General features: G+C 71.7%; 26 protein-coding genes. 19 read left to right on the top strand and 7 right to left on the bottom strand.

Annotated elements, in window-relative coordinates:
- Positions 1 to 60: 60 nt before the first annotated feature.
- From AB0F58_RS18945 to AB0F58_RS18925, 5 genes are all read right to left on the bottom strand, one after another.
- The gene (locus AB0F58_RS18945) at positions 61 to 225 is read right to left on the bottom strand and encodes a hypothetical protein (protein ID WP_357144143.1); all 165 of its coding nucleotides are present in this window, start codon (positions 223 to 225) and stop codon (positions 61 to 63) included.
- A 40-nt stretch (positions 226 to 265) separates the two neighbouring features.
- The gene (locus AB0F58_RS18940; RefSeq protein ID WP_101365704.1) at positions 266 to 472 is read right to left on the bottom strand and encodes a helix-turn-helix transcriptional regulator; all 207 of its coding nucleotides are present in this window, start codon (positions 470 to 472) and stop codon (positions 266 to 268) included.
- Positions 472 to 930 carry a DUF2975 domain-containing protein gene (locus tag AB0F58_RS18935; protein ID WP_357144139.1) on the bottom strand — a complete coding sequence of 153 codons (459 nt, stop codon included), beginning with the start codon at positions 928 to 930 and terminating at the stop codon, positions 472 to 474. Before AB0F58_RS18935 ends, AB0F58_RS18940 begins: the two co-directional genes overlap by 1 nt.
- Before the next feature lie 190 nt (positions 931 to 1,120).
- Entirely contained in the window at positions 1,121 to 3,196 is a 2,076-nt protein-coding gene (locus AB0F58_RS18930; protein WP_357144136.1) for a multicopper oxidase family protein, read from the bottom strand.
- 39 nt (positions 3,197 to 3,235) lie between these two features.
- Complete coding sequence (locus AB0F58_RS18925) at positions 3,236 to 5,119, bottom strand: acyltransferase domain-containing protein (protein WP_357144134.1); 1,884 nt, start codon at positions 5,117 to 5,119, stop codon at positions 3,236 to 3,238.
- A gap of 291 nt (positions 5,120 to 5,410) precedes the next feature.
- On the opposite strand from AB0F58_RS18925, the gene AB0F58_RS18920 reads away from it, so the two are divergent.
- Together AB0F58_RS18920 and AB0F58_RS18915 are read left to right on the top strand one after the other, a co-directional pair.
- Entirely contained in the window at positions 5,411 to 5,878 is a 468-nt protein-coding gene (locus tag AB0F58_RS18920; protein ID WP_357144131.1) for a DUF1772 domain-containing protein, read from the top strand.
- A gap of 214 nt (positions 5,879 to 6,092) precedes the next feature.
- The gene (locus AB0F58_RS18915; protein WP_357144128.1) at positions 6,093 to 7,031 is read left to right on the top strand and encodes a DUF6410 domain-containing protein; all 939 of its coding nucleotides are present in this window, start codon (positions 6,093 to 6,095) and stop codon (positions 7,029 to 7,031) included.
- A gap of 767 nt (positions 7,032 to 7,798) precedes the next feature.
- On the opposite strand, the gene AB0F58_RS18910 is transcribed toward AB0F58_RS18915, so the two are convergent.
- Both AB0F58_RS18910 and AB0F58_RS18905 read right to left on the bottom strand, forming a co-directional pair.
- Positions 7,799 to 9,334, bottom strand: coding sequence for an MFS transporter (locus AB0F58_RS18910; RefSeq protein WP_357144125.1), 1,536 nt, complete (start codon positions 9,332 to 9,334; stop codon positions 7,799 to 7,801).
- Positions 9,331 to 9,798, bottom strand: a complete 468-nt coding sequence (locus tag AB0F58_RS18905; RefSeq protein ID WP_357144122.1) for a DUF1772 domain-containing protein — start codon at positions 9,796 to 9,798, stop codon at positions 9,331 to 9,333. The genes AB0F58_RS18910 and AB0F58_RS18905 overlap by 4 nt, the downstream gene beginning before the upstream one ends.
- 279 nt (positions 9,799 to 10,077) lie before the next feature.
- On the opposite strand from AB0F58_RS18905, the gene asnB reads away from it, so the two are divergent.
- From asnB to AB0F58_RS18820, 17 genes are all read left to right on the top strand, one after another.
- Positions 10,078 to 11,940 (top strand): asparagine synthase (glutamine-hydrolyzing), encoded by a 1,863-nt coding sequence (gene asnB / locus AB0F58_RS18900; RefSeq protein WP_357144119.1) that lies wholly within the window; start codon positions 10,078 to 10,080, stop codon positions 11,938 to 11,940.
- 112 nt (positions 11,941 to 12,052) lie between these two features.
- Entirely contained in the window at positions 12,053 to 13,057 is a 1,005-nt protein-coding gene (locus AB0F58_RS18895; RefSeq protein WP_357144117.1) for a methyltransferase, read from the top strand.
- 42 nt (positions 13,058 to 13,099) lie between these two features.
- Positions 13,100 to 14,020: a hypothetical protein gene (locus tag AB0F58_RS18890; protein WP_357144114.1), complete on the top strand. Its 921-nt coding sequence runs from the start codon at positions 13,100 to 13,102 to the stop codon at positions 14,018 to 14,020.
- Positions 14,021 to 14,095: 75 nt separating this feature from the next.
- Positions 14,096 to 14,833 (top strand): SDR family oxidoreductase, encoded by a 738-nt coding sequence (locus AB0F58_RS18885; RefSeq protein WP_357144111.1) that lies wholly within the window; start codon positions 14,096 to 14,098, stop codon positions 14,831 to 14,833.
- A complete protein-coding gene (locus AB0F58_RS18880) occupies positions 14,833 to 15,708 on the top strand; it encodes an NAD(P)-dependent oxidoreductase (RefSeq protein ID WP_357144108.1) in 876 nt (291 codons plus the stop codon). Before AB0F58_RS18885 ends, AB0F58_RS18880 begins: the two co-directional genes overlap by 1 nt.
- Positions 15,709 to 15,868: 160 nt before the next feature.
- The gene (locus AB0F58_RS18875) at positions 15,869 to 16,192 is read left to right on the top strand and encodes a TcmI family type II polyketide cyclase (protein ID WP_275028338.1); all 324 of its coding nucleotides are present in this window, start codon (positions 15,869 to 15,871) and stop codon (positions 16,190 to 16,192) included.
- A 41-nt stretch (positions 16,193 to 16,233) separates the two neighbouring features.
- Positions 16,234 to 16,665: a cupin domain-containing protein gene (locus tag AB0F58_RS18870; protein WP_357144105.1), complete on the top strand. Its 432-nt coding sequence runs from the start codon at positions 16,234 to 16,236 to the stop codon at positions 16,663 to 16,665.
- Positions 16,662 to 17,933 carry a beta-ketoacyl-[acyl-carrier-protein] synthase family protein gene (locus AB0F58_RS18865; protein ID WP_357144103.1) on the top strand — a complete coding sequence of 424 codons (1,272 nt, stop codon included), beginning with the start codon at positions 16,662 to 16,664 and terminating at the stop codon, positions 17,931 to 17,933. The genes AB0F58_RS18870 and AB0F58_RS18865 overlap by 4 nt, the downstream gene beginning before the upstream one ends.
- Positions 17,930 to 19,147, top strand: coding sequence for a ketosynthase chain-length factor (locus AB0F58_RS18860; protein ID WP_357144100.1), 1,218 nt, complete (start codon positions 17,930 to 17,932; stop codon positions 19,145 to 19,147). Before AB0F58_RS18865 ends, AB0F58_RS18860 begins: the two co-directional genes overlap by 4 nt.
- A gap of 35 nt (positions 19,148 to 19,182) precedes the next feature.
- A complete protein-coding gene (locus tag AB0F58_RS18855) occupies positions 19,183 to 19,440 on the top strand; it encodes an acyl carrier protein (protein ID WP_145833359.1) in 258 nt (85 codons plus the stop codon).
- 2 nt (positions 19,441 to 19,442) lie between these two features.
- Complete coding sequence (locus AB0F58_RS18850; RefSeq protein ID WP_357144537.1) at positions 19,443 to 19,901, top strand: SRPBCC family protein; 459 nt, start codon at positions 19,443 to 19,445, stop codon at positions 19,899 to 19,901.
- A gap of 29 nt (positions 19,902 to 19,930) precedes the next feature.
- Positions 19,931 to 20,680, top strand: coding sequence for an SDR family NAD(P)-dependent oxidoreductase (locus AB0F58_RS18845; protein ID WP_357144097.1), 750 nt, complete (start codon positions 19,931 to 19,933; stop codon positions 20,678 to 20,680).
- A 2-nt stretch (positions 20,681 to 20,682) separates the two neighbouring features.
- Positions 20,683 to 21,015: an antibiotic biosynthesis monooxygenase family protein gene (locus AB0F58_RS18840; protein ID WP_357144094.1), complete on the top strand. Its 333-nt coding sequence runs from the start codon at positions 20,683 to 20,685 to the stop codon at positions 21,013 to 21,015.
- On the top strand, positions 21,012 to 21,326 hold the full coding sequence (locus AB0F58_RS18835) for an antibiotic biosynthesis monooxygenase family protein (protein WP_357144091.1): 315 nt from the start codon (positions 21,012 to 21,014) through the stop codon (positions 21,324 to 21,326). The genes AB0F58_RS18840 and AB0F58_RS18835 overlap by 4 nt, the downstream gene beginning before the upstream one ends.
- 204 nt (positions 21,327 to 21,530) lie before the next feature.
- Positions 21,531 to 21,683, top strand: coding sequence for a hypothetical protein (locus tag AB0F58_RS18830; protein ID WP_357144088.1), 153 nt, complete (start codon positions 21,531 to 21,533; stop codon positions 21,681 to 21,683).
- Positions 21,680 to 22,756, top strand: coding sequence for a ketoacyl-ACP synthase III family protein (locus tag AB0F58_RS18825; protein ID WP_357144085.1), 1,077 nt, complete (start codon positions 21,680 to 21,682; stop codon positions 22,754 to 22,756). Before AB0F58_RS18830 ends, AB0F58_RS18825 begins: the two co-directional genes overlap by 4 nt.
- Before the next feature lie 7 nt (positions 22,757 to 22,763).
- On the top strand, positions 22,764 to 24,290 hold the full coding sequence (locus tag AB0F58_RS18820; protein ID WP_357144082.1) for an oligopeptide:H+ symporter: 1,527 nt from the start codon (positions 22,764 to 22,766) through the stop codon (positions 24,288 to 24,290).
- The last annotated feature ends 5 nt before the right edge of the window (positions 24,291 to 24,295 follow it).

Raw genomic sequence — 24,295 nt, 5'->3', positions numbered from 1 at the left:
CGTGGTCGGCGGTGCGCCGGAGTCCTTCGCGGGCTCCGGCGCACCGCCGTTTCCGTACCGCTAAGCGCCGCGTCGGGCGAGCCGCACGGCGTAGCCGATCGCGCCGATGACGACGAGGGCGCCGAGGAGCTGGAGGCCCGGCGAGTCGTCGGCCTCCCCGAGCACGACACCGGCGACGCCGAGCGCGACACCGAGGAGGACGACGACGGCGAGGACGTACTTCATGAGGTCTCCCTCCACAGGGCCCGGCACGGGCCGGGGTGGTTCATTCGTCGACCCACTCAAGCAGGTCACCGGGCTGGCAGCCGAGCACCCGGCACATGGCCTCCAGGGTGCTGAACCGGACCGCCTTGGCCCGCCCGTTCTTCAGTACGGCCACGTTCGCGGGCGTGAGACCGACCCGTTCGGCGAACTCGCCGACGCTCATCTTGCGTTTGGCCAGCTCGACGTCGATGCGGACGACGATGGGCATCAGATCACCGCCTCCATGTCGGTCCGCAGGGTGGTGGCCTGCCGCAGCAGGGCCCGCATCACCACCATCAGCAGCCCCAGCGCGGCGACGCCGACCACCATCAGGAACAGCAGGAGCGGCAGTCCGGGGTCGCCCGCGTTGAAGCCGACGTAGAGGAAGACCCCCACCAGCACCGCCCAGGCCGCGGTGATCGCCCAGACGATCGCGTCCACCCAGCGCAGCGCGACGTCACTGAAGATGCGGTCGTGCTTGACCAGGGTGAGCAACTTCCAGGTGGCCACGATCACCACCTGGACGCAGAGCACCCAGAAGACCGCGACGGCCGTCGCCGGCCACCGGAGGTAGGCGAAGTCCGGGGACTCCTCGGCCATGTGCGCGAACTGTCCGGGCAGCGAGAAGGTCTGCAACATGACCAGGATCCCGAACAGCACCACGAGGAAGACTCTGAGCGGGGCCACCGCTCGATGCTCAGCCAACATACATCGACTATCGCTCGCAACCTATCGAAAGTCAATCGGTTCGGCGATGTCGACGGTACCGTCGCAGACGATGTCGCACCCCAGGTGTGGAACCGCGTTCGTGGCTCCCGACCAACGCGGCGGCCCCCGGCACTCGCGCCAGGGGCCGCCGTCGGTACCTGCGGGTCTGCTACTCCAGCTCGTTCGGGGTGTCGTGGCCGACCTCGTACGGCGTGGTCACGCCCTCGTAGATGACGTGCGACATCATGCCGGCCGCGGCGTGGTCGAGGTTGTGGCAGTGGTCCATCCAGAGGCCCGGGTTGTCGGCCTTGAAGGCGACCTCCCAGATCTCCCCCACCTCGACGTTGACCGTGTCCAGCCAGAGCGGGCTGCCGGTGGCCGGCTTGCCGTTGCGGCTGAGCACCAGCACGTGGTGACCGTGCAGGTGCATCGGGTGGTCGAAGTGACTCCGGTTGGCGAAGCGGACCTTCACCAGGTCGCCCTCCCGGACGGTCAGCGACGGGGCCTTGGGGAAGGCCATGCCGTTGCTGGCCCAGACGACGGTGAACTTGCCGTCGTAGAACCACAGCTCGTTGTCGAAGACCAGCGAGTGCGTCTTGGTGAACGTGCTGTCCCGGCCGAACGGGGTGGGCAGCGGGGAGCCGTACGTGGTCGGGTCGAACGCCTCCGTCGGCTTGTCGGGCTGCACGTCACCGGTGCCGTCGGCGCTGAGCAGCAGACCGCCGTCGACGACCCGCAGTTCCTTGCCGAAGCGCCGCAGCTCGGTGAGGCGTACCGGCTGCGCGGGCATGGTGAACTCGAGGTCGTACCGGCCGCCACCGCCGATGACGATCTGCTCGCCGGTGACCTCGGTCGGTGCGTTGACCGGGTTGCCGTCGATCGCGACCACCCGGAACGGGGTGCCGGTCACCGAGTAGCGGTGGGTGGCGCCGTCGGTGTTGATCAGGCGGAGCCGGACCGGGGTGCCCGGGGCCATCCGGCGCCGGTCGAGCTGGTCGACGGTGCCGATGGCGGGCGGCTCCAGCGGCAGCTCGTCGGAGTACCAGGTGTGCGTGGAGATGATCAGGTCCTGGGAACCGGGGGCCAGGTCCGACTGCTCCGGCTCGATGATCAGCGGACCGAACAGGCCCTTCTTGACCTGGACCGAGGACTGCTGGTGGGAGTGGTACCAGTGGGTGCCGACCTCGTCCGGCCGGAACCGGTAGACGTGCGTGCCGCCGGGCTGGATCGCGTCCTGGGTGACCCCGGCGACGCCGTCCTCGGCGTTGGGCACGTCCACGCCGTGCCAGTGCACCGACACGTTGGTGTCCGGCACCTTGTTGAGCACGGTGACCTCGATCAGCTCACCGCGCTTGACCCGCAGCTCCGGCCCCGGGCTCTGCCCGTTGAACACCCACGCGTCGATCTCCCTGCCGGAGGCCAACCGCAGCTTCTTCGCCTCGGCGACCAGGGTGAACGTGCGGTCCGGCGGCTCGCTGCGCGGCCCGGTCAGGTCGGCCACGCTGACCGTACGGCCGGCGGAGTGGCCGTGCGCGCCGGCCGCGGAGACGCCACCGTGCGCGTGGTCGGTCATGTTCATCCGTCCCGGCAGGACGGTCTCGTTGGCCGCCCAGCCCAGCCCACCCACGAGGAGCAGGACGAACGCCGTGGCGACGGCGACCGCGCGCAGCGCCCGGACCGGCCGGGAACGCGGGACCGGACCGCCGTTCTCGGCCAACCGGTACCGGTACTGCTGCCAGAGCCAGAGTCCGACCAGGACGGTCAGGAAGCTGACGTAGACGGTGAGGATCGGAATGAGCTGCGGCGGGCCCATGGTGACCATGATCGCGGTGACGAAACCGGCCAGCGCGCCCAGCGCGGTGGCCTGGAACGGCACCACCGCCTGCGGGGCGAAGGTCGCCAACCGGGTCTCGGCCGACGGATTGCGCCGGTGGGCGCGCCACCGGGGAACCGCCAGCACCAGCACGGCCAGGGCGGGCAGGATCACCAGGGGCAGCGCCACGGCGACCCGGTCGGCCACGAAGAGGTAGCCGTAGCTGCCCATCAGCACGGTGGTGACGACGCGACCGGCGACCCCGAGCCAGCCGAGGGCGACCAGCACCAGCATGAAGGTGGCCCGACGCCGGCCCCTCCGGTCGGAGCGGTGACGTGGCCTCCGCGCCACCAGGACCGCGCTCGTACCCCACAGCAGCGTGAGGAAGAGCGCAGCCTCGATGTCGTAGTTGAGATAACTTTCGAACAACACGGGCAACCTCCGTGATCAGGCAGTGGTCGGGGTGGTCGGTCAGGGTCGGGCGGACGTGCCGTCCACCGCCTCCCACCGGAGTTCGTGGCCCTCGGCCCAGATCCGCGCGGCGGCGGCGAGCACGCTCCGGCGGTCGGCGACCGGCGCACCGGGCGAGGCCGGCAGCAGCGCCACCACGTCACTGGCCTTCGACCGCACCGCACGGTGCTGGCGGGCCACGTTGGTCAACCCCTGACCGGCGCCGGCCTCCACGACCAACAGGTCGCCGGTGGCGAGCAGCGCGTCGAGCGCCGGCCAGAACAGCACCGGGTCGGCGATCTGGGTGGTCCAGAACATCGGGTCGTCGGCGGTGGCGGCGTCGAGCTTCCGGCCGACGTACGCGGAGTAGACCGTGTCGACCGGCGGACCGGGCCGGGCCGCCTCGACGGCGGGCCGGGTGGCCAGCGAGGCGTCGAGCACCGCCGGGCTGTGGAACGCCTGCCGCGCCTTGGCCAACCGGCAGATGTAGCCCTGCTCGCGCAGCTTGTCCTGGACCACGGCCAGCGCCTCGTCCGGACCGGCCAGCATGGTCTGCCGGGGCGCGTTGACGGCGGCGACGGCGACCTGCCCGGTCGGGTCCAGGGTCAGGTACGGCTGGAGTTCGTCCGCGGTGGCCGCCACCGCGAGCATGCCGCCGGGCGGGGTGCGCAGGACCTCGGCGACCCGGGCCCGCATCAGCCGGACGGCGGCGGGCAGGCTGAACGCCCCGGCCAGGGTGGCGGCGACCATCTCCCCGGCACTGTGCCCGAGCAGGGCGACCGGACGGACCCCCCAGGAGCGGACCATCGCGCCGAGCGCGTAGCCCACGCCGAACAGCAGGGGCTGGGCGCGGGAGCCGTCGTCGAAGGGGACGGTCGGGTCGTCGGAGAGCCACTCCTCGCGCAGCCGGTCCCCGCCGTCACCCCAGAGGGTGAAGAAGGTGTCCATCGCGGTGGTGAAGACCGGGTCGTGGCCGTACAGCCCGGCACCCATGCGCGGGTACTGCGCGCCCTGGCCGGGGAAGAGCAACGCGACCGGGCGGCCCTTCGGCGCGGTGGCCCGGTGCCGTTCCAGCGCTCCGGCCGCCTCGGCGGTGTCGGCCGCGACGAGGGCACCGCGCACCCCGCCGGAGGTGGCCCGGTGGGCGGCCTGGCGGGCCAGCGTCTCGACCCGCCGCCGGTCGTCGCCGAACAGGCCGCCCTCGAAACGGGCGAGCCGTCCCATCGCCTGCCGCCGTCGCTGGTCGGCCGCCTCGTCCACAGCCGACCAGCGGATCACCAGCGGGTCACCGGGCGGACGGACCGGCGCGGGTGGCGGCAGCAGGACGACCGAGTGGCCCCGCCGGGAGGTCTCCGGCAGGGCGACCGGGGTCGGAGCCCGGTGGTCGGCGACCGGGTTCGGGTGGCGGCAGCCGTCGGTGAGCACGCGACGCAGGTCGTCGGGGCGGAGCACGCCGGAACGGGAGCGGTCCGCCGCGGTGAGCGCGTCGGTGATCCGGACGACGACCAGGGGCGGCTCGTCGGGCGACCAGGACTCGGCGAGCCGGCGCAGCGCCACCACCAGCCAGCGGTCCGGTTCGTCCGCCAGCTCGGCGGCGACCAGGACGAGGTCGGCCTCGGCCCGGGCCAGCCGGGTCGTCGCGTGGTGCAGCGCCGCGCAGAGCCGGGGTACGAACACCGTCGCCCCGGCGGCACCCGGCGGCACGCAGGCCGAGGTGGTCCCGCCCTCGTATCCGGCCGGGGGGTTCGTGCCGGTCAGCACGAGCGAGGTACGCCGGCCCCGCCGTACCGTGGGGCCGAGCCGGTCGAACACGGTCGCGACGGTCGCCGCACGGCCGGTGGTCCCCGGGTCGTCCCCCGTCGGGCCGACCGCCCACCTCACGATCGCGGCGTCAGTCGCTGCCATCGCGGTCACCTCTCTCCCGCTCCGGGCCCGACCACCGCCGGCGACCCATGCAGGACTGTCCGAGCGGGTCGCGCCGATGTCGTTCAGGTCCGCACCGACACTGGCGGGTGGATCTCGAAAACGGTTCGAAGGCACCTGGAAGGACCCGGGCCGCCCGGTTACGGCGGCGATCTCCGGCCGCCGGTTTCTCCAGCGATTCCGGAGTTGGCGTCGAGACGCCCGTCCGAGGATGTCCCGAAGCCAGATCGACCGTCGCGGTCGAGCCACCCTCGGGTTGGAAGCGAGAACGAGATGACCTGGACCCAGCTCCTGGTCCCGATCACCCTGACGGGTACCGGGATGGCGGCCGGCGGGCTGATGATCACTGTGCTCGGCGGGGTGCCGCTGCTGCTCCGGCTACCCACCGACCAGTACGTCCCGATCCACCAGTTCCTGGTGACCCGCTTCGACCCGTTCATGCCCATCTGCATGATCGCGTCACTGGTCGTCGACCTGATCCTGGCCGTCGTGGTGGACGAGCCGGTGTCCCGGATCGGCTTCGGGGTGTCCGCCGTCCTGCTCCTCGGCGCGATGGTCATCTCGCTGACCAAGAACGTCCCGATCAACCGGTGGCTCAAGACCCTCGACCCGGACCGGTTGCCGGAGAACTTCGAACAGATCAATCCACGGGTCCGCTGGGGCAGGTGGAACTCGGTCCGGACGGTGCTCGTCGTCGCCGCCCTGGCGCTCAGCGCGATCGCCGTCGGCCCGCTGCTCTAGCCCTCGTCCCGCCGGTCCGCCTTCTCCTGGCCCGTCCGCGCCTCCTCGACGCCACCCACAGCTCCCGGTCGTCGAGCGGACCCTCGCCCGCTGTCCTGCCTCGCTGCCGTCCGCCCCGTCCAGGCAACGGACCGGCTGCCCTTGCCCCGCCCCGCAAGAGGTCCGTTTCCTCCCCCGGCCTGACGACCGGGGCATCCACGGAAGGAATCTGTTGATGACCCATGACACACGCGCCACCGCCGCCGCGGTGGACCGCGCGGACACGCCCGGGGAACCGCGCTTCGTGATCGGCCGCGACGTCGGCACGGTCGCGAGCTGGTTCCGCATCCTGTACGGGCTGATCGCGGTCGCCAGTCTCTGGTACCGGATCGACAAGGCCCTCGACGCCTCCGGCCTGGCCATGATGGCGGTCTGGTTCGTGGTGGTGGCCGCCGTCTACACCGCGGTCATCTGGTTCTTCGGCCGGATCGGGCGGCTCCAGGGGATCAACCCGTGGATCCCGTCGGCGCTGCTCCAACTCCCGATGATGCTCTACCCGATGGGCATCGGATCGGCGCCGATGCACCAGGCGCTGGCCGTCTACACCACGATCGGCGTGCTGCTCTGCGGTGTGACGCGGTACGGCGGCCTCGAGGTCGCCGCCCTGCCGATGCTGGTGCTGCGGCGGCGCTCCCGACTGTTCAGCCCGTTCAACGCGATCGACATCGTCGAGCAGGCGTTCCGTCGGGAGCGGTCGCGGGGCGTCGCTTGGGCCATCGCGCTCGCGCTGACCGCCTTCGTGGTCGTCGAGTACTGGTGGGTGGGTCTGACGCTGAGCATCCCGCCGGCGAAGGACCTGCTCGGCGAGGGCATCCGGCTGCCCGGCTACTGGGCGCTGCTGCTGGTGGTCCCGGCGGCCTGGTTCGCCGTCCTCGCCGCGCGGGAGCGGGACCGGTGGCGGTCGGTGCCGTTCGACCAGCGCTGGCCGGGGCTGGCCGCGCTGACCCTGCTGCTGCTCATGCCGATGCTCGGCAGCCGTCAGGTGCCGGACTCGCTCTGGGGCATCATCATGTTCGTCGGCCTCCTCGTCGGCCTGGTCACCCTGGTCCGGCTGCCGTTCCGCCGGTCCGCCGGCACCGGCCGCCGCGAGCCGGAGGTCGCCCCGTCGCACTGATCCGCCCCCGCGTCACCTCGGCCGGGCGTCCTCCCCAGGGCGCCCGGCCGTTCGCCGTCGCGCCCCTCGCCGACCTGCCCCCCCCCCGCTGTCGCGCTCCGCGCCGACCTGCCCCTCACCGACGCGTCCCTCGCTGTCGCCGGCCCGCCCCTCACCGACGCGTCCCGCGCTGTCGCCGGCCCGCCCCTCGCCGACGTGCCTCGGCCGGACCGTGTCGCGCGGATCTCGTTGCCGGCACGGTCGGGGGTTCACCCGGAGTGACTACGGGCCGGCAGGCCCCCTATCCCCGCGCGCCCTTTGCTCTGCACCCCTCCACGCACCAGGCACTCCCGGTGAGCAACGACTCCCGCACCGGCGCCCGTCGACACACCGTTTCAGCTGCTCAGCCCTGGTATCGCAGATCCGGGTGCAGAGCAAAGGAGAGACCGGGAGACGGGGCCACCGGCGAGGTGTCACCCTCCGTAACAGTTCGCCACCACCCCGATCGCCGGCACGCAGCGTGACCACGGGTGCCTGGCGCTGGCCCGCCGGCCCGGGGTGCGGGGCTCGCTCCCGGGCCGGGCCAGGCCGCCGCGCAGCTGCTCGGCCGGGGTCGGCCGGAACGGGTGCGGAGAGCACGACGGTCGCCCCGGTTCGGCAGGGCGCCAGCTGGGTGCGGATCGCCGGGTCCTGCGCCGCGCGCCGGGTCGGTGCCCGACAGGGCCACCGGCCCACCGGAAGGACACCGAGCGGTACCGGCGAGCGGGTCCGCCCGGTCGCACCGCGGCTCAGCGCGCGGCGGCGTCGACCCGGCGCGGCAGGATGAAGACCAACGCCACGACCAGGAGGCAGAGCACCACCTGCACGCCGAGGGTCCAGCCCATCGCGTCGACGAAGCGGGCCCGACTGGCGGTGTCCTGGTCGGCGAGGAGGCCGAAGAAGACCGCACCGGTCACCGCCACCCCGAACACCCCGCCGGTCTGCTTGCCGGTGGAGAAGATGCCGGCCGCGGAACCCGCGTCGACGTGCGGGATACCGGCCAGGGTGACGTTGAGGATCGGGGCACTGACCAGGCCCATGCCCACCCCGACGACGAACAGGCTGACCACGATGGGCAGCGAGGTCAACGCGTCGCCCCGGGTCACCACGATGGCGTTCAGCCCCGCCATGCCGAGCGTCATCAGGATCGCGCCGACCACCAGGGCGGTCCGCCCGGCGGTCCGGGCCAGCGGGATAGCCACCATCGAGGCGAGTGCGGTGCCGATCGCCCAGGGGGCGACCGTCCAGCCGGTACGTTCGGCGGTGAAGCCCAGGCCGTTCTGGAGGAACACCACGAAGGTCAGGAAGAAGCCGGACATCAGCGCCGCGACGATGATGTTCGCCAGCACCCCTGCGGTGAACGTCCGCTGCCCGAACAGGTGCAGCGCCACCAGCGGTGACTCGCCGGCCTCTTCCTTGCGCCGCTCGAACCGGACGAGCAGCGCGAACGCCGGACCGGCGGCGGCCAGGCAGAGCCAGGACCACCACGGCCAGCCCAGCTCGCGGCCGTACATGAGGGGGTGCAGGAGCAGGAGCAGGGCGGCGGCGGCCAGGAAGACCCCGCCCAGGTCGAAGCCACGGCCCCGTTCGTCGCGGGACTCGGGCAGCCAGACGAGCCCGCCGACGAGGGCGACCAGGCCGATCGGCAGGTTGATCAGGAAGATGGTCCGCCAGCCCCAGCCGAACAGGTCGGCGCCCATCAGGATGCCGCCGAGCATCGGACCGGAGACGGTGGCCAGGCCGATGACCAGGCCGTAGACGGCGAGCAGCGGAGCCCGGCGGGCGGGCGGCACCAGGACCTGGAAGACCGCGAGGACCTGCGGACCCATGATCGCGGCGGCGACGCCCTGCACCACCCGGGCGGCGACGAGCGAACCGACGTCACCGGCCGTTCCGGCGAGCACGGAGGCGAGGGTGAAGCCGGCGAGCCCGAGCAGGAAGGCCCGCTTGCGGCCGAAGGCGTCGCCGATCCGGCCCCCGGTGACCAGCAGGAGGGCGAACGGGAGGGTGTAACCGGCGAGGACCCACTGCATCGAGCCGTAGCTCGCCCCCAGACCGTCCTGGATCGACGGCACGGCGATGTTGACGCCGGTGGTGTCGAAGCTGGTCATGAAGGTGGCCAGCAGGACCACGGTGAGCGCGACACCGAGCCGCCGCGCGGGCGGCGGCGGGCCGCCCTCCGGCGCCGCGGTACCGGCCGGCGGAACCGGGGCGGCCGACGAGACGGTACCGGCCGGGGACGGGGTCGCCACGTCGGGCGCGGGGCCGGGGGTGGTCGCGGTCACGGCAGCACCACCACGCCCGCCGCGGTCACCGTCAGGGCCGCCAGGGCCAGTGCGGTCCGTAGCTGGTGCAGGCGCCGCCACTGGGGTCGGGGGTCGTCCCAGTCGTCGGGTACGGCCTCCGGGTCGACCCGCAGCACCCGCTTGTTGATCGGGACGTTGCCGAGGTGGGACACCCCCTGCACGCCGAGCGCCAGTACCGAGGCCAGGATGAACAGCCACCGGGTCAGCGCGTCCTCGACCAGGAAGATCAGCGCGATGTCGGCGAACATCGTCGAGTTGACGATCAGCGGCATCGACGGGTGGTAACCCTGGCCGAGCTTGCGGTGCAGGGTGATGTAACTGCCCGCGGGCATGGTGTAGAGGGTCGGCAGCACGCTCACCGCCACGGCGAAGAACACCCCGGCCACGATCCCGCTGCCGCCGACGGCGACCACCGCCAGCGCCTGGGCAATTGTCTCTCTCATCGGCTCGCCATCTTCCGTCGCGTCCGGCCACGAACTCCGCCAGCGATGCTCACGGCGTCGCCTCAAGCCGACGTGGAGGAAAGCTCGACGCGTCCCGAGCCCTGCCGTGTCGACGGCGAGCGACGACACCGGCGTGCGTGACCTTCGACCGAGCCCCGAGGCAGACCCGAGACGGGCCGCTGAGCATCGACCGCGAGCAGGCGACCGGGCGGCGTGACGGATCGCCCCGGTCCGGGGCCGCGCTGCACGCCTAACGACGCGAACGTGAGGAGACGAGCCATGTCGGGTATCGCTGGCTGGGTTGACTACGAGCGGGACCTGTCCCGCGCGCAGGCGACCGTCCGTGCCATGAGCGCCACGATGGCCAACCGGGGACCGGACGCGGAGGGCATCTGGACGTCGCCGAACGCCGCCATCGGTCACCGCCGGCTCGCGCTGGTCGAGCTGGACGGCGGCCGGCAGCCGTACGTCGTCGAGGCGGACGGCCAGGTGCTCGCCGTGGTCGCCGTCGACGGCGACGTCTACAACGCGCCCGCGCTCCGCGCCGAGCTGGAGTCGCACGGGCACCGGTTCCGCAGCCGGGGTGACGCCGAGGTGGTGGCGTACGCGTACCTGCAGTGGGGGGCCGGGCTGGCCGAGAAGCTGGAGGGTGGCTACGCCTTCGCGGTGTGGGACGTCCGCCGTGACGAGCTGCTGCTGGTCCGGGACCGGCTCGGCAACAAGCCGATGTTCTACTACCCCACCCCGCACGGGATGCTCTTCGCCTCCGAGCGCAAGGCGATCCTGGACCATCCGCAGGCCGAGGCCGTGCTGGACGCCGACGGCCTGCGGGAGATCCTCTCCTACGCCGGCACCCCCGGCCACGGCGTGTTCAGGGGCATGCACCAGGTGCGCGCCGGGCACGTCGTGCGGGTCACCCGCTCCGGGCACCGGGAGGAGCGGTACTGGGCGCTGGAGGCGCAGCCGCACACCGACGACCTGGACACCACCGTGGCCACCGTTCGGGAGCTGCTGGAACAGTCGGTCGGCGGGCAGCTCACCGCGGACGTGCCGCTGGGCATGATGCTCTCCGGCGGCCTGGACTCCTCCGGGGTGACCGCGCTGGCCGCCCGGACGCTCAGGGAACGCGGTGAGGGGCCGCTGCACACCTTCACCGTCTCGTTCGGCTCGGCCGAGGAGTTCACCCCGGACGAGGTCTGGGGCAGCTCCGACGCGCCGTACGTGAAGGAGCTGGTCGACGCGATCGGCGCCGAGCACACCGACATCGTGCTCGACACCGCCGACCTGCTCGACCCGATCGTCGCGGCGAACGCGCTGCGGGCCAAGGACGTGCCGAGCCCGCTGGGCAACATGAACACCTCGCTCTACGTGCTCTGCCGGGCGGTGCAGCAGCACACCCCACTGGCCCTGCTCGGCGACGCCGCCGACGGCGTCTTCGGTGGCACCATGTGGATGTCCATGCCGCCGCTGATCGAGGCGCAGACCTTCCCGTGGATCGCGATGGCGCACTGGGGTGGCGGCAAGCACGGCATGGGCACCGACCTGGTCGACGCGGGCCTGCTGGAGCGGCTCGACATGCGGGGCTACACCAGCGGCCGGTACCGGGAGGCGATGGACCGGGTGCCGCTGCTGCCGGGCGAGACCGGCCAGGAGAAGCGCATGCGCGAGATGTGGTACCTCAACGTCACCAACTGGCTGGAGACGCTGATCCCGCACTCGGAGTCGATCGCCGGCTCGGTCGGGCTGGCGCTGCGCCTGCCGTACTGCGACCACCGCCTCGTGCAGTACGTCTACTCCGCGCCGTGGTCGCAGAAGAGCTTCGACGGCCGGGAGAAGAGCCTGCTGCGCGCCGCGGTGAAGGACGTGCTGCCGCCAGCCATCGTCGACCGGAAGAAGTCGCCGTACCCGGTGACCCAGGACGCCGCGTACGCCAAGGCGCTCTGCGACCAGCTCCTGTCGCTGACCAGCGACCGCAACGCCCCGATCGCCGGGCTGGTGGACGTGACCGCCGCCAAGGCGTTCGCCGCCGACCCGGAGAGCCTGATCTCCGGTCCGCGCGCCTGGGTGGCGCGCACCCACGTGGAGATGCTGTTCCAGCTCAACATGTGGCTCGACCAGTACCGGGTGCGGGTCGACCTCTGACCGGCACCGTCCCAGTCGTCTTCGATCCCTCGTCGAGGAGCGGCTGCCAGCGTTTCGAGCATCGTGGCGACCACCACGGCCCCCCGCACCACACTCCGAAGGAGCCTTCGTAATGGGAACCAAGAAGTCTGACCTGTCGATCCTCGACCTCGCGGCGGGCTACTGGTCGGCCAAGACCTTTCTCAGCGCGGTCGAGCTGGGCCTGTTCGGCGTGCTGGCCGAGGGCGGCCGGACCGAGCCGGAGATCCGCGAGACGCTCGGGCTGCACCCCCGGGCCAGCCGCGACTTCCTCGACTCGCTGGTCGCGCTGCGGGTGCTCGACCGCGACGCCGAGGGGCGTTACGCGATCAGCGCCGCCGCCGCCAACCAGCTCGACCCGAAGCACCCGTCGTACCAGGGCGGCTTCCTGAGGATGCACGCCTGGCAGTACGGCGTCTGGGGCAAGCTGACCGACCTGCTCAAGACCGGTGACATGCAGGCGCACACCGACCGCGACTTCAACAAGTTCTACTCGCGGCCGGAGTCGGTGCGGAACTTCATGTCCGCGATGGACGGTGCCAACTCGGCGGTCGGCCCGGCCCTGGCGGAGAAGTTCGACTGGACCGAGGTGTCGTCCTTCGTGGACGTCGGCGGGGCGCGGGGCAACATCGCCGCCGTCATCGCCAAGGCCCACCCGCAGCTGGACGCCGGCACCTTCGACCTGCCGCCGGTGCAGCCCTTCTTCGACGAGCACATGGACCGGCTGGGCATGACCGGCCGGGTCACGTTCCACGCCGGTGACTTCTTCAACGACAGCCTCCCCGCCGCCGACGTCCTGATCTTCGGGCACGTGCTGCACGACTGGAACGACGAGCAGCGGATCGCCCTGCTGCGCAAGGCGTACGAGGCGCTGCCGGTCGGCGGCCGGGTCATGGTGTACGACGCCCTGATCGACGACGACCGGCGCGAGCCGGCGAATCTGCTGCTCAGCCTCAACATGCAGCTGGTCACCCCGGGCGGTGGCGAGTACACCGGGGCCGACTGCCAGGGTTGGATGCGCGAGGCCGGCTTCACCGAAACCTCGGTCCTGCCGTTGACCGACGCCGACTCGGCCGTGATCGGGCGCAAGACCGCCTGACCGGTCGGGACCATCCGATCCATCCAGTAAGGAGCACAACCAGTGACTACCAATCCCGACACCGGGAGGGCCATGATCTCCCGTCGTCGCCTGCTCCTGGGCACGGCGGCCGGCGCCACGCTGGCCGGCCTGTCCGTGGCCGCGCCGGCCCAGGCCGCCGTCGCCCCGGCCGGCGGCCCGGCCCCGATCGACATCGTCCTGAACTCCGGTAGCTTCACCGCCCCGAGCCAGGTGCGGGGTGGCTCGGTCACCTTCCGGGTCAGCACCCCGGTCGCCGGTGGCCTCGCGCTGCTGCTCATCAAGCTGCGGTCGGGGGTGTCGCTGGACCGGTACCTCACCGCGTTGGCCGCCACCTCGGCCTACGACCCGGCCGAGCGGGCCGCCGCCGAGCGGGACCTGGTGACCTGCGCCGAGAACCTCGGCGGCGCGGTGGTCACGGCGGGGGCACGGGTGACGTTCACCCAGTTCCTGCTGCCGGGCACCTACCACCTGGTCAACTTCGACTACACCAGCTCAACGGCGGTACCGGTGGTGAAGCCGTTGACGGTGAGCGGGCTGGGCGCTCCCCGGTTCCCGGACGTGGACGACTACGTCATGCACCGGGAGCGCAACGGGGCCGTCTCGTTCCTGCTGCCGACCCGGAAGCTCCGGGCGGCCGGCTCCCACCTCGTGGTGAACACCACCCGGCACAACAACGAGGCCGTCCTGTCGAAGCTCGTGGACGGGGCGACCGCGGCGGACGTGGAGTTCTACTTCGAGGAGTGCAAGGCCGGCCGGTGGCCGAGCAGCAACCCGATGGCCACCATGCCGGTCGGGCTCGCCCCGCTCTCGGCCGGCAAGCAGGCCGTCGTGCGTACCGAGATGACCCCCGGCGCGTACGTCCTCTACACGTACGCGGTCAACGCGGCCACCGGCTACCCGCGCGCCTGGGAGGGCTCGTTCCGCCTGGTCACCCTCACCTGACCGAGTTCTGAGAGAACCAACGAGTACGCGGCGCCGTCGGCCCTGCCGGCGGCGCCGCCCGAAATCGGAGGAATCGTGGATCTTCAACTGGCCGGCAAGCGCGCCCTGGTCACGGGTGGCACCCGCGGCATCGGACGGGCGATCGTCACCGCCCTGGCCGGGGCCGGCGCCTCGGTCGTCACCTGCTACCGCCACGACCACGAGGCGGCGGAGAGCCTCACCCGGGACCTGAAGGCGACCGACGGCAACCACCAGGTGCTCCAGGCCGACCTGCGCGACCCGGCGGACGTGACGCGTCTCGTCGAGGTCGCGCGGACCGAGCTGGGTGGGCTGGACATCGTGGTCAACAGCGCCGGGGTGGACAGCCACGCGCCGGCCGCCGAGGTGACCCTCGAGGAGTGGCGGCGGGTGTTGGACACCAACCTGACCGCCTTCCACCTGGTCACCCACGCCGCGCTGCCGCTGCTCGGCGCGGGTGCGTCGATCGTCAACGTCGGTGCCTCGGTGAGCACCCGGGGCCTGGCCGGCAAGGCCCACTACACCGCCAGCAAGGCCGCCATCAACGGCTGGATGCGGTCGGTGTGCAAGGAGGTCGGCCCGCGCGGCATCCGGATCAACGAGGTCTCCCCCGGCATCATCGAGACCGAGCCGGGCGCCGGCCTGCCGCCGGAGATGTACGAGCGGATCAAGTCCAACGCCGCGCTGCGCCGCCTCGGCACCTCCGAGGACGTCGCGAACGCGGTGCTCCTGCTGGCCAGCCCACTGTCGGCGTACGTCACCGGCGCGACCCTGCACGTCGACGGCGGCATCTGATGGCCGCCCGGAAGGTGGCCGTCCTCGGACTGGGCGGCATGGGCGGCGGCATGGCGCACCGGCTGCTGGACAGCGGCGTCGAGCTGACCGTCTGGAACCGGACGGCGGCGAAGGCCGCGGGTCTGGTGGCGGCCGGGGCCCGGCAGGCGGACTCGCCGGCCGAGGCGGTCCGGGACGCCGACGTGGTCCTGGTCAGCCTCTCCGACTCCGAGGCCGTGGAGGAGGTCCTCTTCGGCGCGGTGTGCCCGGCGGCCCGGCCGGGCACACCGATCATCGACACCTCCACGGTCTCCCCCACGTACGCCCGCGAGGCGGGCGAGCGGGCGGCGCGGGCGGGGGTGAAGCGGATCGAGGCGTGCGTGGTCGGCAACCCGCACCAGGCACGCAACGGGGAGCTGCGGGTCCTGACCGCCGGCACCCAGGCCGACCTGGCCGAGGTGCAGGACGTGCTGGCCCTGCTCGGCCCGCAGGTGGTCTACCTGGGTCCGCCCGGGATGGCCGCCACCATGAAGCTGGTCTTCAACGCCATGCTCGGCGCGCAGGTCGCCTCGATGGCCGAGGCGGTCGCCTACGGCGAGCGCTCCGGCCTGGACCGGGACATGCTGCTGATGGCGGTGGAGCGCAGCGGCTTCAGCTCGAAGGTGATGTCGTTCCGGGCCGCGCTGATGCGCGAGCGCAGGTACGAGCCGGCGGCCTTCCGCACCCGGCTGATGAACAAGGACCTCCGCCTGGCCCTCGCCGAGGCGGCCAAGGTGGGCGTGGACATGCCGGTCATCGAGCGGTCCGCGGTCACCTTCACCGAGGCGATCGACGCGGGCTACGGCGACCAGGACGCCGCCGCGGTGCACGAGATGCTCAGCCGGCACGACGCCTGACGGCGGTTCGGCGTCCCGGTGGATTCGCGAATGCTCCATCCGGGCTTCAGGCGCCTTCGAGGCGCCGAGGAAATCATTTCGCAGTAGAGACCGGGATGCCTGGCCGACCCTGATCGGCACTCCTGGCGATCAACCCTGCATCAGCCGAAAGGAGAGGACTGTGCACCGGACGCTCATTGTGGCCCGTATGAACCCGGCGGATGCCGCGTCGGTCGCCAACATTTTCGCCGAATCGGACGCCACCGAACTGCCCCACATGATCGGGGTGGACCGGCGGACGCTGTTCCGTTTCCACGACCTCTACTTCCACCTCGTGGAGGCGGACCAGTCCATCAACCGCGACCTCTACAAGGCTCGCAGCCACCCGCTCTACCAGGACATCCACGACAAGCTCGCCCAGTTCATCAGCCCGTACGACCCGGCGTGGGCGGAGCCGAAGGACGCCATGGCCGAGCCCTTCTACACCTGGACGCCGGACAAATGACCGTCACCGGAACCGGCACCGCAGGCCGAGAGGAGAAAACCGTGACCACCACGAGCGCCACGAAGGTTTCGTGGAGCGACGTACAGCCGAACCGTCGGCGCGGCGGTGATGTCCGAATCATGCTCAGCCCGAAGACGGTGAAGTCGACGACCGGGTTCGGCGGAATGCTCACCCTGGAGCCGGGCGAATTCGTGTGCGAGCACATCCACCCGTATTCCGAGGAGTCCATTTACGTGGTGAGCGGTCAGATCACCATGCGGATCGACACCGAGTACGTGGACCTCGGCCCGGGTGAGGCGTGCCTGGTGCCGATCAACGTCAAGCACCGGGTGGAGAACCGCGGCCAGGAGCCGGCCCAGGTGATCTTCCACCTCTGCCCGCTCGCGCCCCGCCCGGAACTGGGTCACATCGACACCGAGTTCCTGCCCGGCCGGGAGAACGAGCCGGCGCCCCAGGTCGGAGGGCACCAGTGAGCGCACCGCGCGTCGCGGTCACCGGCATCGGCGTGATGGCGCCGGGCGGGGTGGGTCGTCAGGCCTTCTGGGACATGATGACCGCCGGCCGGACCGCCACCCGACGTATCACCTTCTTCGACCCGTCGAACTTCCGCTGCCAGGTCGCCGCGGAGATCGACTTCGACCCGGCGAAGATGGGCCTGACCCCGCAGGAGGTCCGCCGGATGGACCGGGCGGCCCAGCTGGCCGTCCTGGCCACCCGGGAGGCGGTGCAGGACAGCGGGCTGACCCTGGACGAGCTGAACCCGACCCGTACGGCGGTGACCGTCGGCAACGCGGTCGGCTGCACGATGGGGCTGGAGACCGAGTACACGGTGGTCAGTGACGGCGGTCGCAAGTGGGTCGTCGACCACGACTACGCGGTCCCCGAGATGTACGACTACTTCGCGCCCAGTTCGCTGGCGCGCGAGGTGGCCTGGGCGACCGGGGCCGAGGGGCCCGCCTCGGTGGTCTCCTCCGGCTGCACCTCCGGCATCGACGCGCTGGGCTACGCGGCCAACCTGATCCGCGAGGGCGCGGCGGACATCGTGATCGCCGGGTCGACCGACGCGCCGATCTCGCCGATCACGGTGGCCTGCTTCGACGCCATCCGGGCGACGTCGACCTTCAACGACACCCCGGAGTCGGCCTGCCGCCCGTTCGACGGCAACCGACGTGGGCTGATCCTCGGCGAGGGCGCGGCGATGTTCGTGCTGGAGAGCACCGAGTCGGCCCGCCGCCGGGGCGCGCCGATCTACTGCGAGATCGCCGGGTACGCCACCCGGGCCAACGGCTTCCACATGACCGGCCTCAAGCCGGACGGGCGGGAGATGGCCGAGGCGATCCGGCTGAGCATGGACCAGGCGAGGCTGAACCCCGAGGACATCCACTACGTCAACGCGCACGGGTCGGGCACCAAGCAGAACGACCGGCACGAGACGGCGGCGGTCAAGGCCAGCCTCGGTCAGCACGCCTACGCCACCCCGATGAGCTCCATCAAGTCGATGGTGGGTCACTCGCTGGGCGCGATCGGCTCGATCGAGGTGGCCGCCTGCGCGCTGGCCGTCAAGCACAACGTGGTGCCCCCCACGGCCAACCTGACCACCAGGGACCCGGAGTGCGACCTGGACTACGTACCGATGATCGCGCGTGAGCACCGCACCGACGCCGCGCTCTCCGTGGGCAGCGGGTTCGGCGGCTTCCAGAGCGCGATCCTGGTCGTCGACCCCGAGGCGGTGCCGGCATGAAGACAGCGGTGGTGACCGGCCTGGGCGTCATGGCGCCCAACGGCATGGACACCGAAACCTACTGGTCGTCCATCCTGGACGGCAAGAGCGGCATCAACCGCATCCAGCGGTTCGACGCCCCGCGCTACCCGGTGAAGCTCGCCGGTGAGCTGGCCACCTTCGACCCGAGCGAGCACGTGCCGAGCCGCCTGCTGGTGGAGACCTCGGCCATGAGCCACCTGGCGTTCGTGGCCGCCGAGATGGCGATCAAGGACGCCGAGGTCGACCTGACCCAGCTGCCCGAGTACGAGATCGGCGTGATCACGGCGAACGCCACCGGCGGCGTCGAGGTCGGCCAGCGGGAGCTGGAGAAGCTCTGGACGCAGGGCCCGGAACACGTCAGCGCGTACATGTCGATCGCCTGGTTCTACGCGGCCACCACCGGGCAGCTCTCCATCCGGCACAAGCTGCGCGGACACTGCGGGGTGGTGGTCTCCGAGCAGGCCGGCGGCCTGGACGCGATCGGCCACGGCCGCCGGGTGCTGCGGCAGAACCACCAGCTGGTCCTGGTCGGCGGCACCGAGTCGGCGATGTCGCCGGCCGGCGTGGTGGCCCAGATGCCCACCGGCAACCTGAGCCACAGCGACAACCCGGACGCCGCCTTCCTCCCGTTCGACGTGCGGGCGGGCGGCTACGTCCCGGGCGAGGGCGGCGCCATCCTGGTGATCGAGGACGCCGAGACGGCCCGTCGGCGCGGTGCGCCCCGCGTCTACGGGGAGATCGCCGGGTACGCGGCCACCTTCGACCCCCGCCCGGGGGGCGACCGCAAGCCGACCCTGGAGCAGGCGGCCCGGCTGGCGCTCGCCGACGCGGGCGTCGAGCCCGCCGACGTGGACGTGGTCTTCGCCGACGCGTACGGCGTGCCGGAGCTGGACCGGGTCGAGGCGGCGGCGATCAGCGCGATCTTCGGTCCGAACCGCGTACCGGTGACCGCGCCGAAGACGATGACCGGCCGGATCTACGCCGGTGCCGGTGCCCTCGACACGGTCAGCGCGCTGCTGTCCATCCGCGACGGCGTGATCCCGCCGACGATCAACGTCGACAACCTCGCCCCCGGCTGCGACATCGACCTCGTCCGGGAGCGTCCCCGAACCGCGCCGGTGCGGACCGCGCTGGTGCTCGGCCGCGGGCACGGCGGGTTCAACTCCGCCGTCGTCGTCCGTGCCACCTCGTAACACGAACCGCCACAACCCGACTGGAGGCTCCTGCCATGCGTGAGATGACCCTGGACGACCTGACGCGCGTGATCCGCGCGACGGTGGGCGTGGACGACTCGGTCGACCTGACCGCCGACATCCGCGACACCCTCTTCACCGACCTCGGCTACGACTCGCTGGCCCTGCTCGAGGTGGTCAGCCGGCTGGAGAAGGAGTTCCCGGCCTCGGTCCCCGAGGAGAAGATCAGCGACCTGCGCACCCCGCGCGAGCTGATCGAGTTCGTCAACGCCCAGCTCACCGCGGCGGCGTGACGATGGCCAAGAAGACCGAGTGCGCCGTCGTCATCGACGCGCCGATGGACCTGGTCTGGGAGATGACCAACGACGTCCCGAACTGGCCGGACCTCTTCACCGAGTACGCCTCGGCGGAGGTGCTGGAGCGGGACGGGGACACCATCCGGTTCCGGCTGACCATGCACCCCGACGAGAACGGCCGGGTCAACACCTGGGTCTCCGAGCGGACCTCCGACGCGGCCACCCGGACCGTACGGGCGCACCGGATCGAGACCGGCCCGTTCGACTTCATGAACATCTTCTGGGCGTACCGCGAGGTCGACGGCGGCGTGGAGATGCGCTGGGAGCAGGAGTTCCACGTCAAGGACGAGATGCCCTTCGACGACGACGCCATGGCGGCGCACCTGCTCAAGAACTCGGCCATCCAGATGGCGGCCATCAAGGAACGGATCGAGAAGGCCGCCGTCGCCCGCTCCTGAGCCGGCGTCACCCCTTACCTGGAGGACTGATGGAACAGCTACTTGCCGGCAAGAACGCCCTGGTCACCGGCGGTACGCGCGGGATCGGCCGGGCGATCGTGCTGAACCTGGCGAAGGCCGGCGCGAACGTGGTGACCTGCTACCGCTCCGAGGGCGAGGCCGTGGAGAGCCTGGCCCGGGAGCTGAAGGACACCCCGGGTCAGCACCACCTGGTCCGCGCCGACGTCGGTGACGCGGAGCAGATCGAGAACCTGCTGGCCGAGTGCAAGGTCCGTCTCGGCGGCCTGGACGTGGTGGTCAACAACGCCGGCGTGATCAGCCACATCGGCTACGACGACCTGTCGCTGGACGACTGGCACGCCGTCGTCGACACCAACCTGACCGGCACCTTCCTGGTCATCCAGAAGGCCCTGCCGCTGATGGGCGAGGGCGCGTCGGTGGTCAACATCGGCTCCCGGGTGGCCAAGGTGGGCATCCCGATGCGGGCGCACTACACCGCCGCCAAGGCCGGCCTGGTGGGTCTGACCCGCTCGCTCTGCAAGGAGCTGGGCCGCCGGGGCATCCGGGTGAACCTGGTCGAGCCGGGCGTGATCGCGACCGAGGAGATGGCGCGCCTCACCCCGGAGCAGCGGGCCGCCATGGAGGCCCGCTACGCGCAGCTCACCTCGCTCGGCCGGCTCGGCCACGTGGACGAGGTCGCCGAGGTCGTGCTCTTCCTCGCCAGTGACAAGTCCCGCTACGTCAGTGGCGCGCAAATTCCCGTCGACGGAGGTATCTGATCATGAGCAACCCGACGTTCCGGGTCATGCTGCGGTTCGACATCAACCCGGGGATGGAGGCCGACTTCGAGCAGACCTGGCTCTCCATCGGCAGCGTCATCACCGACCACCCGGCCAACCTCGGGCAGTGGCTGATGAAGGACTCCACGCAGGACTCGACCTACTACGTCATCAGCGACTGGGTGGACGAGCCGCGGTTCCGGGAGTTCGAGCACAGCGACGAGCACGTGGAGCACCGCAAGAAGCTGCACCCGTACCGGCACGGCGGGGCGATGTTCACCATGAACGTCGTCTTCGCGCTGCCGGCCGGCGAGGCCGCGAAGGCCCTGCGGTGAGCAGCGCCGGTCGCGCCCGGGTGATGGTGTGGCACCGCGCGCCGGCCGACGACGTCGACGCGGTGGCCAAGGCGTACGACCAGATCAGCCGGCACCTGGAGGGCACTCCGGGGCTGATCGGCAACGAACTGCTCCGGTCCACCACGGACCCGCACCGGATGGTGGTGCTCAGCGAGTGGGAGAGCCTGGCGGCCTTCCGGGTCTGGGAGGAGGGCGTCTCGCACCGCCCGTCCACCTCTCCGCTGCGCCAGTACCAGGACCGCGAGCAGGAGAACTTCTTCGAGGTCTTCGAGGTGTCGGCGGCGTTCTGAACGCCGGCGGACCGTCGGGCGGCCGGCGGGCCGCCCGCGACGAGGGCCGGACGACGACCGGGCGCAACGCCCGGCGATCCACCGGCGGCCGGAGGACGACCCTGACCGGATCGTCCTCCGGCCCCCGCCCGCTTCCGGCTCCCGCGACCGGGGAGCGCACGACAGGCCCAGGGATGGGCAGCGACGGACTTTGGAGGCCGTGCCATGACCGACACCCCGCTCCAGGTGGGTGCCGCCCCGAGCACCGACGACCGGCTCGCCGGCGCCCCCCGCGCGTCCCGCGGCCACGGGCAGCTCAGGACCGAGCGCCACCGGCGGCTGCGGCACGCGGGTGGCGGCCCGGAGCGGTCGGCATGAGGGTCGAGAACCTCTACGTCGTCGGCACCGGGCGTCGCCTGCCCCCGGCGATGACCCTGGAGGAGGCGGAACGGGCCGGACTCTGCGAGCGCCGGCTGGTGTGGCGTACCGAGGTGCAGTCGGTCTGCGTGAGCGAGGGCGAGTCCGGCCCGGAGATGGCCGCGCACGCGGCGCGGACCGCGCTCCGGCAGGCCGGCGCCCGGCCGGCGGAGATCGACCTGGTCCTGCACGCGAACACCTGGTACCAGGGGCACGACATGTGGGCCCCGGCCTCGTACGTGCAGCGTGAGGTGCTGGGGAACTCCTGCCCGGCCATCGAGGTGCGGCAGATGTCCAACGGGGGCCTCTGCGCGCTGGAACTGGCGGTCGGCTACCTGCTCGGCGACCCGACGCGGACCAGCGCGCTGGTCACCACCGGGGACCGGTTCTGCGCTCCCGGGTTCGACCGGTGGCGAAGCGACCCGGGCACCGTCTTCGGCGACGCGGGCACCGCCGTCGTCGTCTCCCGCCGGCCCGGCTTCGCCCGGCTGCGCAGCATCGTCACCGTGGCCGACGCCGGCCTAGAGCAGATGCAGCGCGGGGTCGACCCGTTCGGCCCGGTCCCGTTCAGCACCCGGGCCACCGTGGACGTGGAGAAGGTGCGGCAGGACTTCGTCCGGTCCAGTGGGCTCGACGGCATCCTCGACCGGATCGACCGGGGCCAGTCCGAGGCGATCGAACGGGCACTGGCCGACGCCGAGGTGAAGCTGGAGGACATCGACTGGTTCGTCCTGCCGAACCTGGGGCGCGGCCGGCTCAACGCCCACTTCCTGAACAAGTTCGCCATCGACCCCGACCGGACCACCTGGTCCTGGGGACGCCAGGTCGGGCACCTCGGCGCCGGCGACCAGATCGCCGGGCTGGGGCAGCTCGTCGACTCCGGCGTCCTGCAACCCGGCCAGCGGTGCCTCCTCGCCGGTGTGGGAGCGGGGTTCACCTGGTCGTGCGCCGTGGTCGAGATGCTCCGCCGACCGCCCACCGCCAGCCGCCCGGCCACGACGGCCGGTCTCACCCGCACCGCGAGAAGGGGTTGAGAGGCCCATGACCTCCACCGCCACACCGATCCCGCCCACCGAGAAGACCTTCCTGGGCCAGCCCCGCTGGTTCGGCACCCTCTTCGTCGTCGACATGTGGGAGCGGTTCAGCTTCTACGGGATGCTCGCCATCCTGGCGCTGTTCCTGGTCGCCTCCCCCGAGGACGGCGGCCTCGGCATGTCCGAGGTGGACGCCGCCGCGCTCTTCGGCATGTACATGTCCCTGGTGTTCATGGCCGCCCTACCGGGCGGCTGGCTCGCCGACCGGGTCCTCGGGGCCCGGCGCGCCACCCTCTGGGGCGGCATCTTCATCACCGCCGGACACGTCTTCCTCTCCGTGCCCGCGAAGCCCACCCTCTACCTGGGGCTGGGCTGCATCATCGTCGGTACCGGCCTGGTCAAGCCGAGCATGGCGGCGATGGTCGGCGACATGTACCAGGGCCAGCCCGAACGGCGGGAGGCGGCGTTCTCGCTGTTCTACATGAGCGTGCAGGTCAGCGCGCTGCTCGCCCCGCTGATCACCGGCTTCGCCGCCGAGAAGATCAACTGGCACCTGGGCTTCGGCATCGCCGCGTTCGGCATGGTCGTCGGCCTGATCCAGTACGTGATCGGGATGCGCAGCCTCGGCGACGTCGGCTCCCGTCCGTCGAACCCCGCGCCCCCCGAGGTGCGGGCCCGCGTCTGGCGGCGCTCGGCGATCTTCGGTGGGATCCCGGCGCTGCTCGCCGTACTGGGCGTGGCCACCGGGGCGGTCGCCCTCCAGCAGGTGCTGATGGTCCTCGGCCTGATGGTGCTCGGCGTGCCGGTGGTCTACTGGATCCGGCTGAACCGCCGGCCGGAGATCGCCCCCTACCGGGTACGGCTGCGGGCGTTCCTGTGGATGTTGATCGCCTCGGCGTTCTTCTGGATGCTCTACGCCCAGGGGCCGGCCCTGATGAACATCTTCGCCAAGGACTCGGTCGACCGGGACGTGCTCGGCTTCGAGGTGCCGGCGAGCTGGTTCCAGTCGGCACAGCCCCTGTTCCTGCTGCTGCTCGCCCCGGCCTTCGCCACCCTCTGGGTGCGGTTGGGCTCCCGGGTGGCGGTGCCACCGAAGTTCGTCGTCGGCATGCTCCTCGGCGGCGTCTCGTTCGTGATCATGGCGTTCGCCGCCTCGCTGGCCGAGAGCGGCCCGGTGTCGCCGCTCTGGCTGCTCACCGTCTACCTGATCATCGTCTGCGGCGAGCTGGTGGTGGCGCCGGTCGGGCTCAGCCTGGCCGCCCAGGTGGCCCCACCGGGCTTCTCCAGCCAGATGATCGGCCTGTTCTGGCTCTTCGCGGCGGTCGGCGCGGCCACCGGTGGGCAGCTCGCCGGGATCACCGCGGTGGTCTCCGACGCCACCTTCTACCTGGTGCTCGGCGGCGTCGGGCTCGTGGTGGCGGCGGCCCTGGCGGTCTCCGTCCGCTCGCTGACGCGACGCCTCGCCGACGAGCCCGTACCGGACCAACCGGCGACGGCGCAGTCGCCGGCCGAGGGCGTGAAGTCCCTGAGCTGAACGGA

It is taken from the genome of Micromonospora sp. NPDC023956 (genome assembly GCF_040639195.1).
GTDB lineage: Bacteria > Actinomycetota > Actinomycetes > Mycobacteriales > Micromonosporaceae > Micromonospora.
The sequence above is the reverse complement of the archived record's forward strand: the minus strand, read 5'-3'. Positions and strand labels throughout refer to the sequence as shown.

What these genes read in the sequence shown, in the direction of transcription:
- AB0F58_RS18895 (WP_357144117.1), top strand. Translation starts at nt 12,053, where the DNA reads ATGGGAACCAAGAAGTCTGACCTGTCGATCCTCGACCTCGCGGCGGGC.
- AB0F58_RS18940 (WP_101365704.1), bottom strand. Translation starts at nt 472, where the DNA reads ATGCCCATCGTCGTCCGCATCGACGTCGAGCTGGCCAAACGCAAGATG.
- AB0F58_RS18925 (WP_357144134.1), bottom strand. Translation starts at nt 5,119, where the DNA reads ATGGCAGCGACTGACGCCGCGATCGTGAGGTGGGCGGTCGGCCCGACG.
- AB0F58_RS18845 (WP_357144097.1), top strand. Translation starts at nt 19,931, where the DNA reads ATGGAACAGCTACTTGCCGGCAAGAACGCCCTGGTCACCGGCGGTACG.
- AB0F58_RS18830 (WP_357144088.1), top strand. Translation starts at nt 21,531, where the DNA reads ATGACCGACACCCCGCTCCAGGTGGGTGCCGCCCCGAGCACCGACGAC.
- AB0F58_RS18825 (WP_357144085.1), top strand. Translation starts at nt 21,680, where the DNA reads ATGAGGGTCGAGAACCTCTACGTCGTCGGCACCGGGCGTCGCCTGCCC.
- AB0F58_RS18820 (WP_357144082.1), top strand. Translation starts at nt 22,764, where the DNA reads ATGACCTCCACCGCCACACCGATCCCGCCCACCGAGAAGACCTTCCTG.
- AB0F58_RS18915 (WP_357144128.1), top strand. Translation starts at nt 6,093, where the DNA reads ATGACCCATGACACACGCGCCACCGCCGCCGCGGTGGACCGCGCGGAC.
- asnB (WP_357144119.1), top strand. Translation starts at nt 10,078, where the DNA reads ATGTCGGGTATCGCTGGCTGGGTTGACTACGAGCGGGACCTGTCCCGC.
- AB0F58_RS18945 (WP_357144143.1), bottom strand. Translation starts at nt 225, where the DNA reads ATGAAGTACGTCCTCGCCGTCGTCGTCCTCCTCGGTGTCGCGCTCGGC.
- AB0F58_RS18840 (WP_357144094.1), top strand. Translation starts at nt 20,683, where the DNA reads ATGAGCAACCCGACGTTCCGGGTCATGCTGCGGTTCGACATCAACCCG.
- AB0F58_RS18860 (WP_357144100.1), top strand. Translation starts at nt 17,930, where the DNA reads ATGAAGACAGCGGTGGTGACCGGCCTGGGCGTCATGGCGCCCAACGGC.
- AB0F58_RS18850 (WP_357144537.1), top strand. Translation starts at nt 19,443, where the DNA reads ATGGCCAAGAAGACCGAGTGCGCCGTCGTCATCGACGCGCCGATGGAC.
- AB0F58_RS18880 (WP_357144108.1), top strand. Translation starts at nt 14,833, where the DNA reads ATGGCCGCCCGGAAGGTGGCCGTCCTCGGACTGGGCGGCATGGGCGGC.
- AB0F58_RS18920 (WP_357144131.1), top strand. Translation starts at nt 5,411, where the DNA reads ATGACCTGGACCCAGCTCCTGGTCCCGATCACCCTGACGGGTACCGGG.
- AB0F58_RS18855 (WP_145833359.1), top strand. Translation starts at nt 19,183, where the DNA reads ATGCGTGAGATGACCCTGGACGACCTGACGCGCGTGATCCGCGCGACG.
- AB0F58_RS18905 (WP_357144122.1), bottom strand. Translation starts at nt 9,798, where the DNA reads ATGAGAGAGACAATTGCCCAGGCGCTGGCGGTGGTCGCCGTCGGCGGC.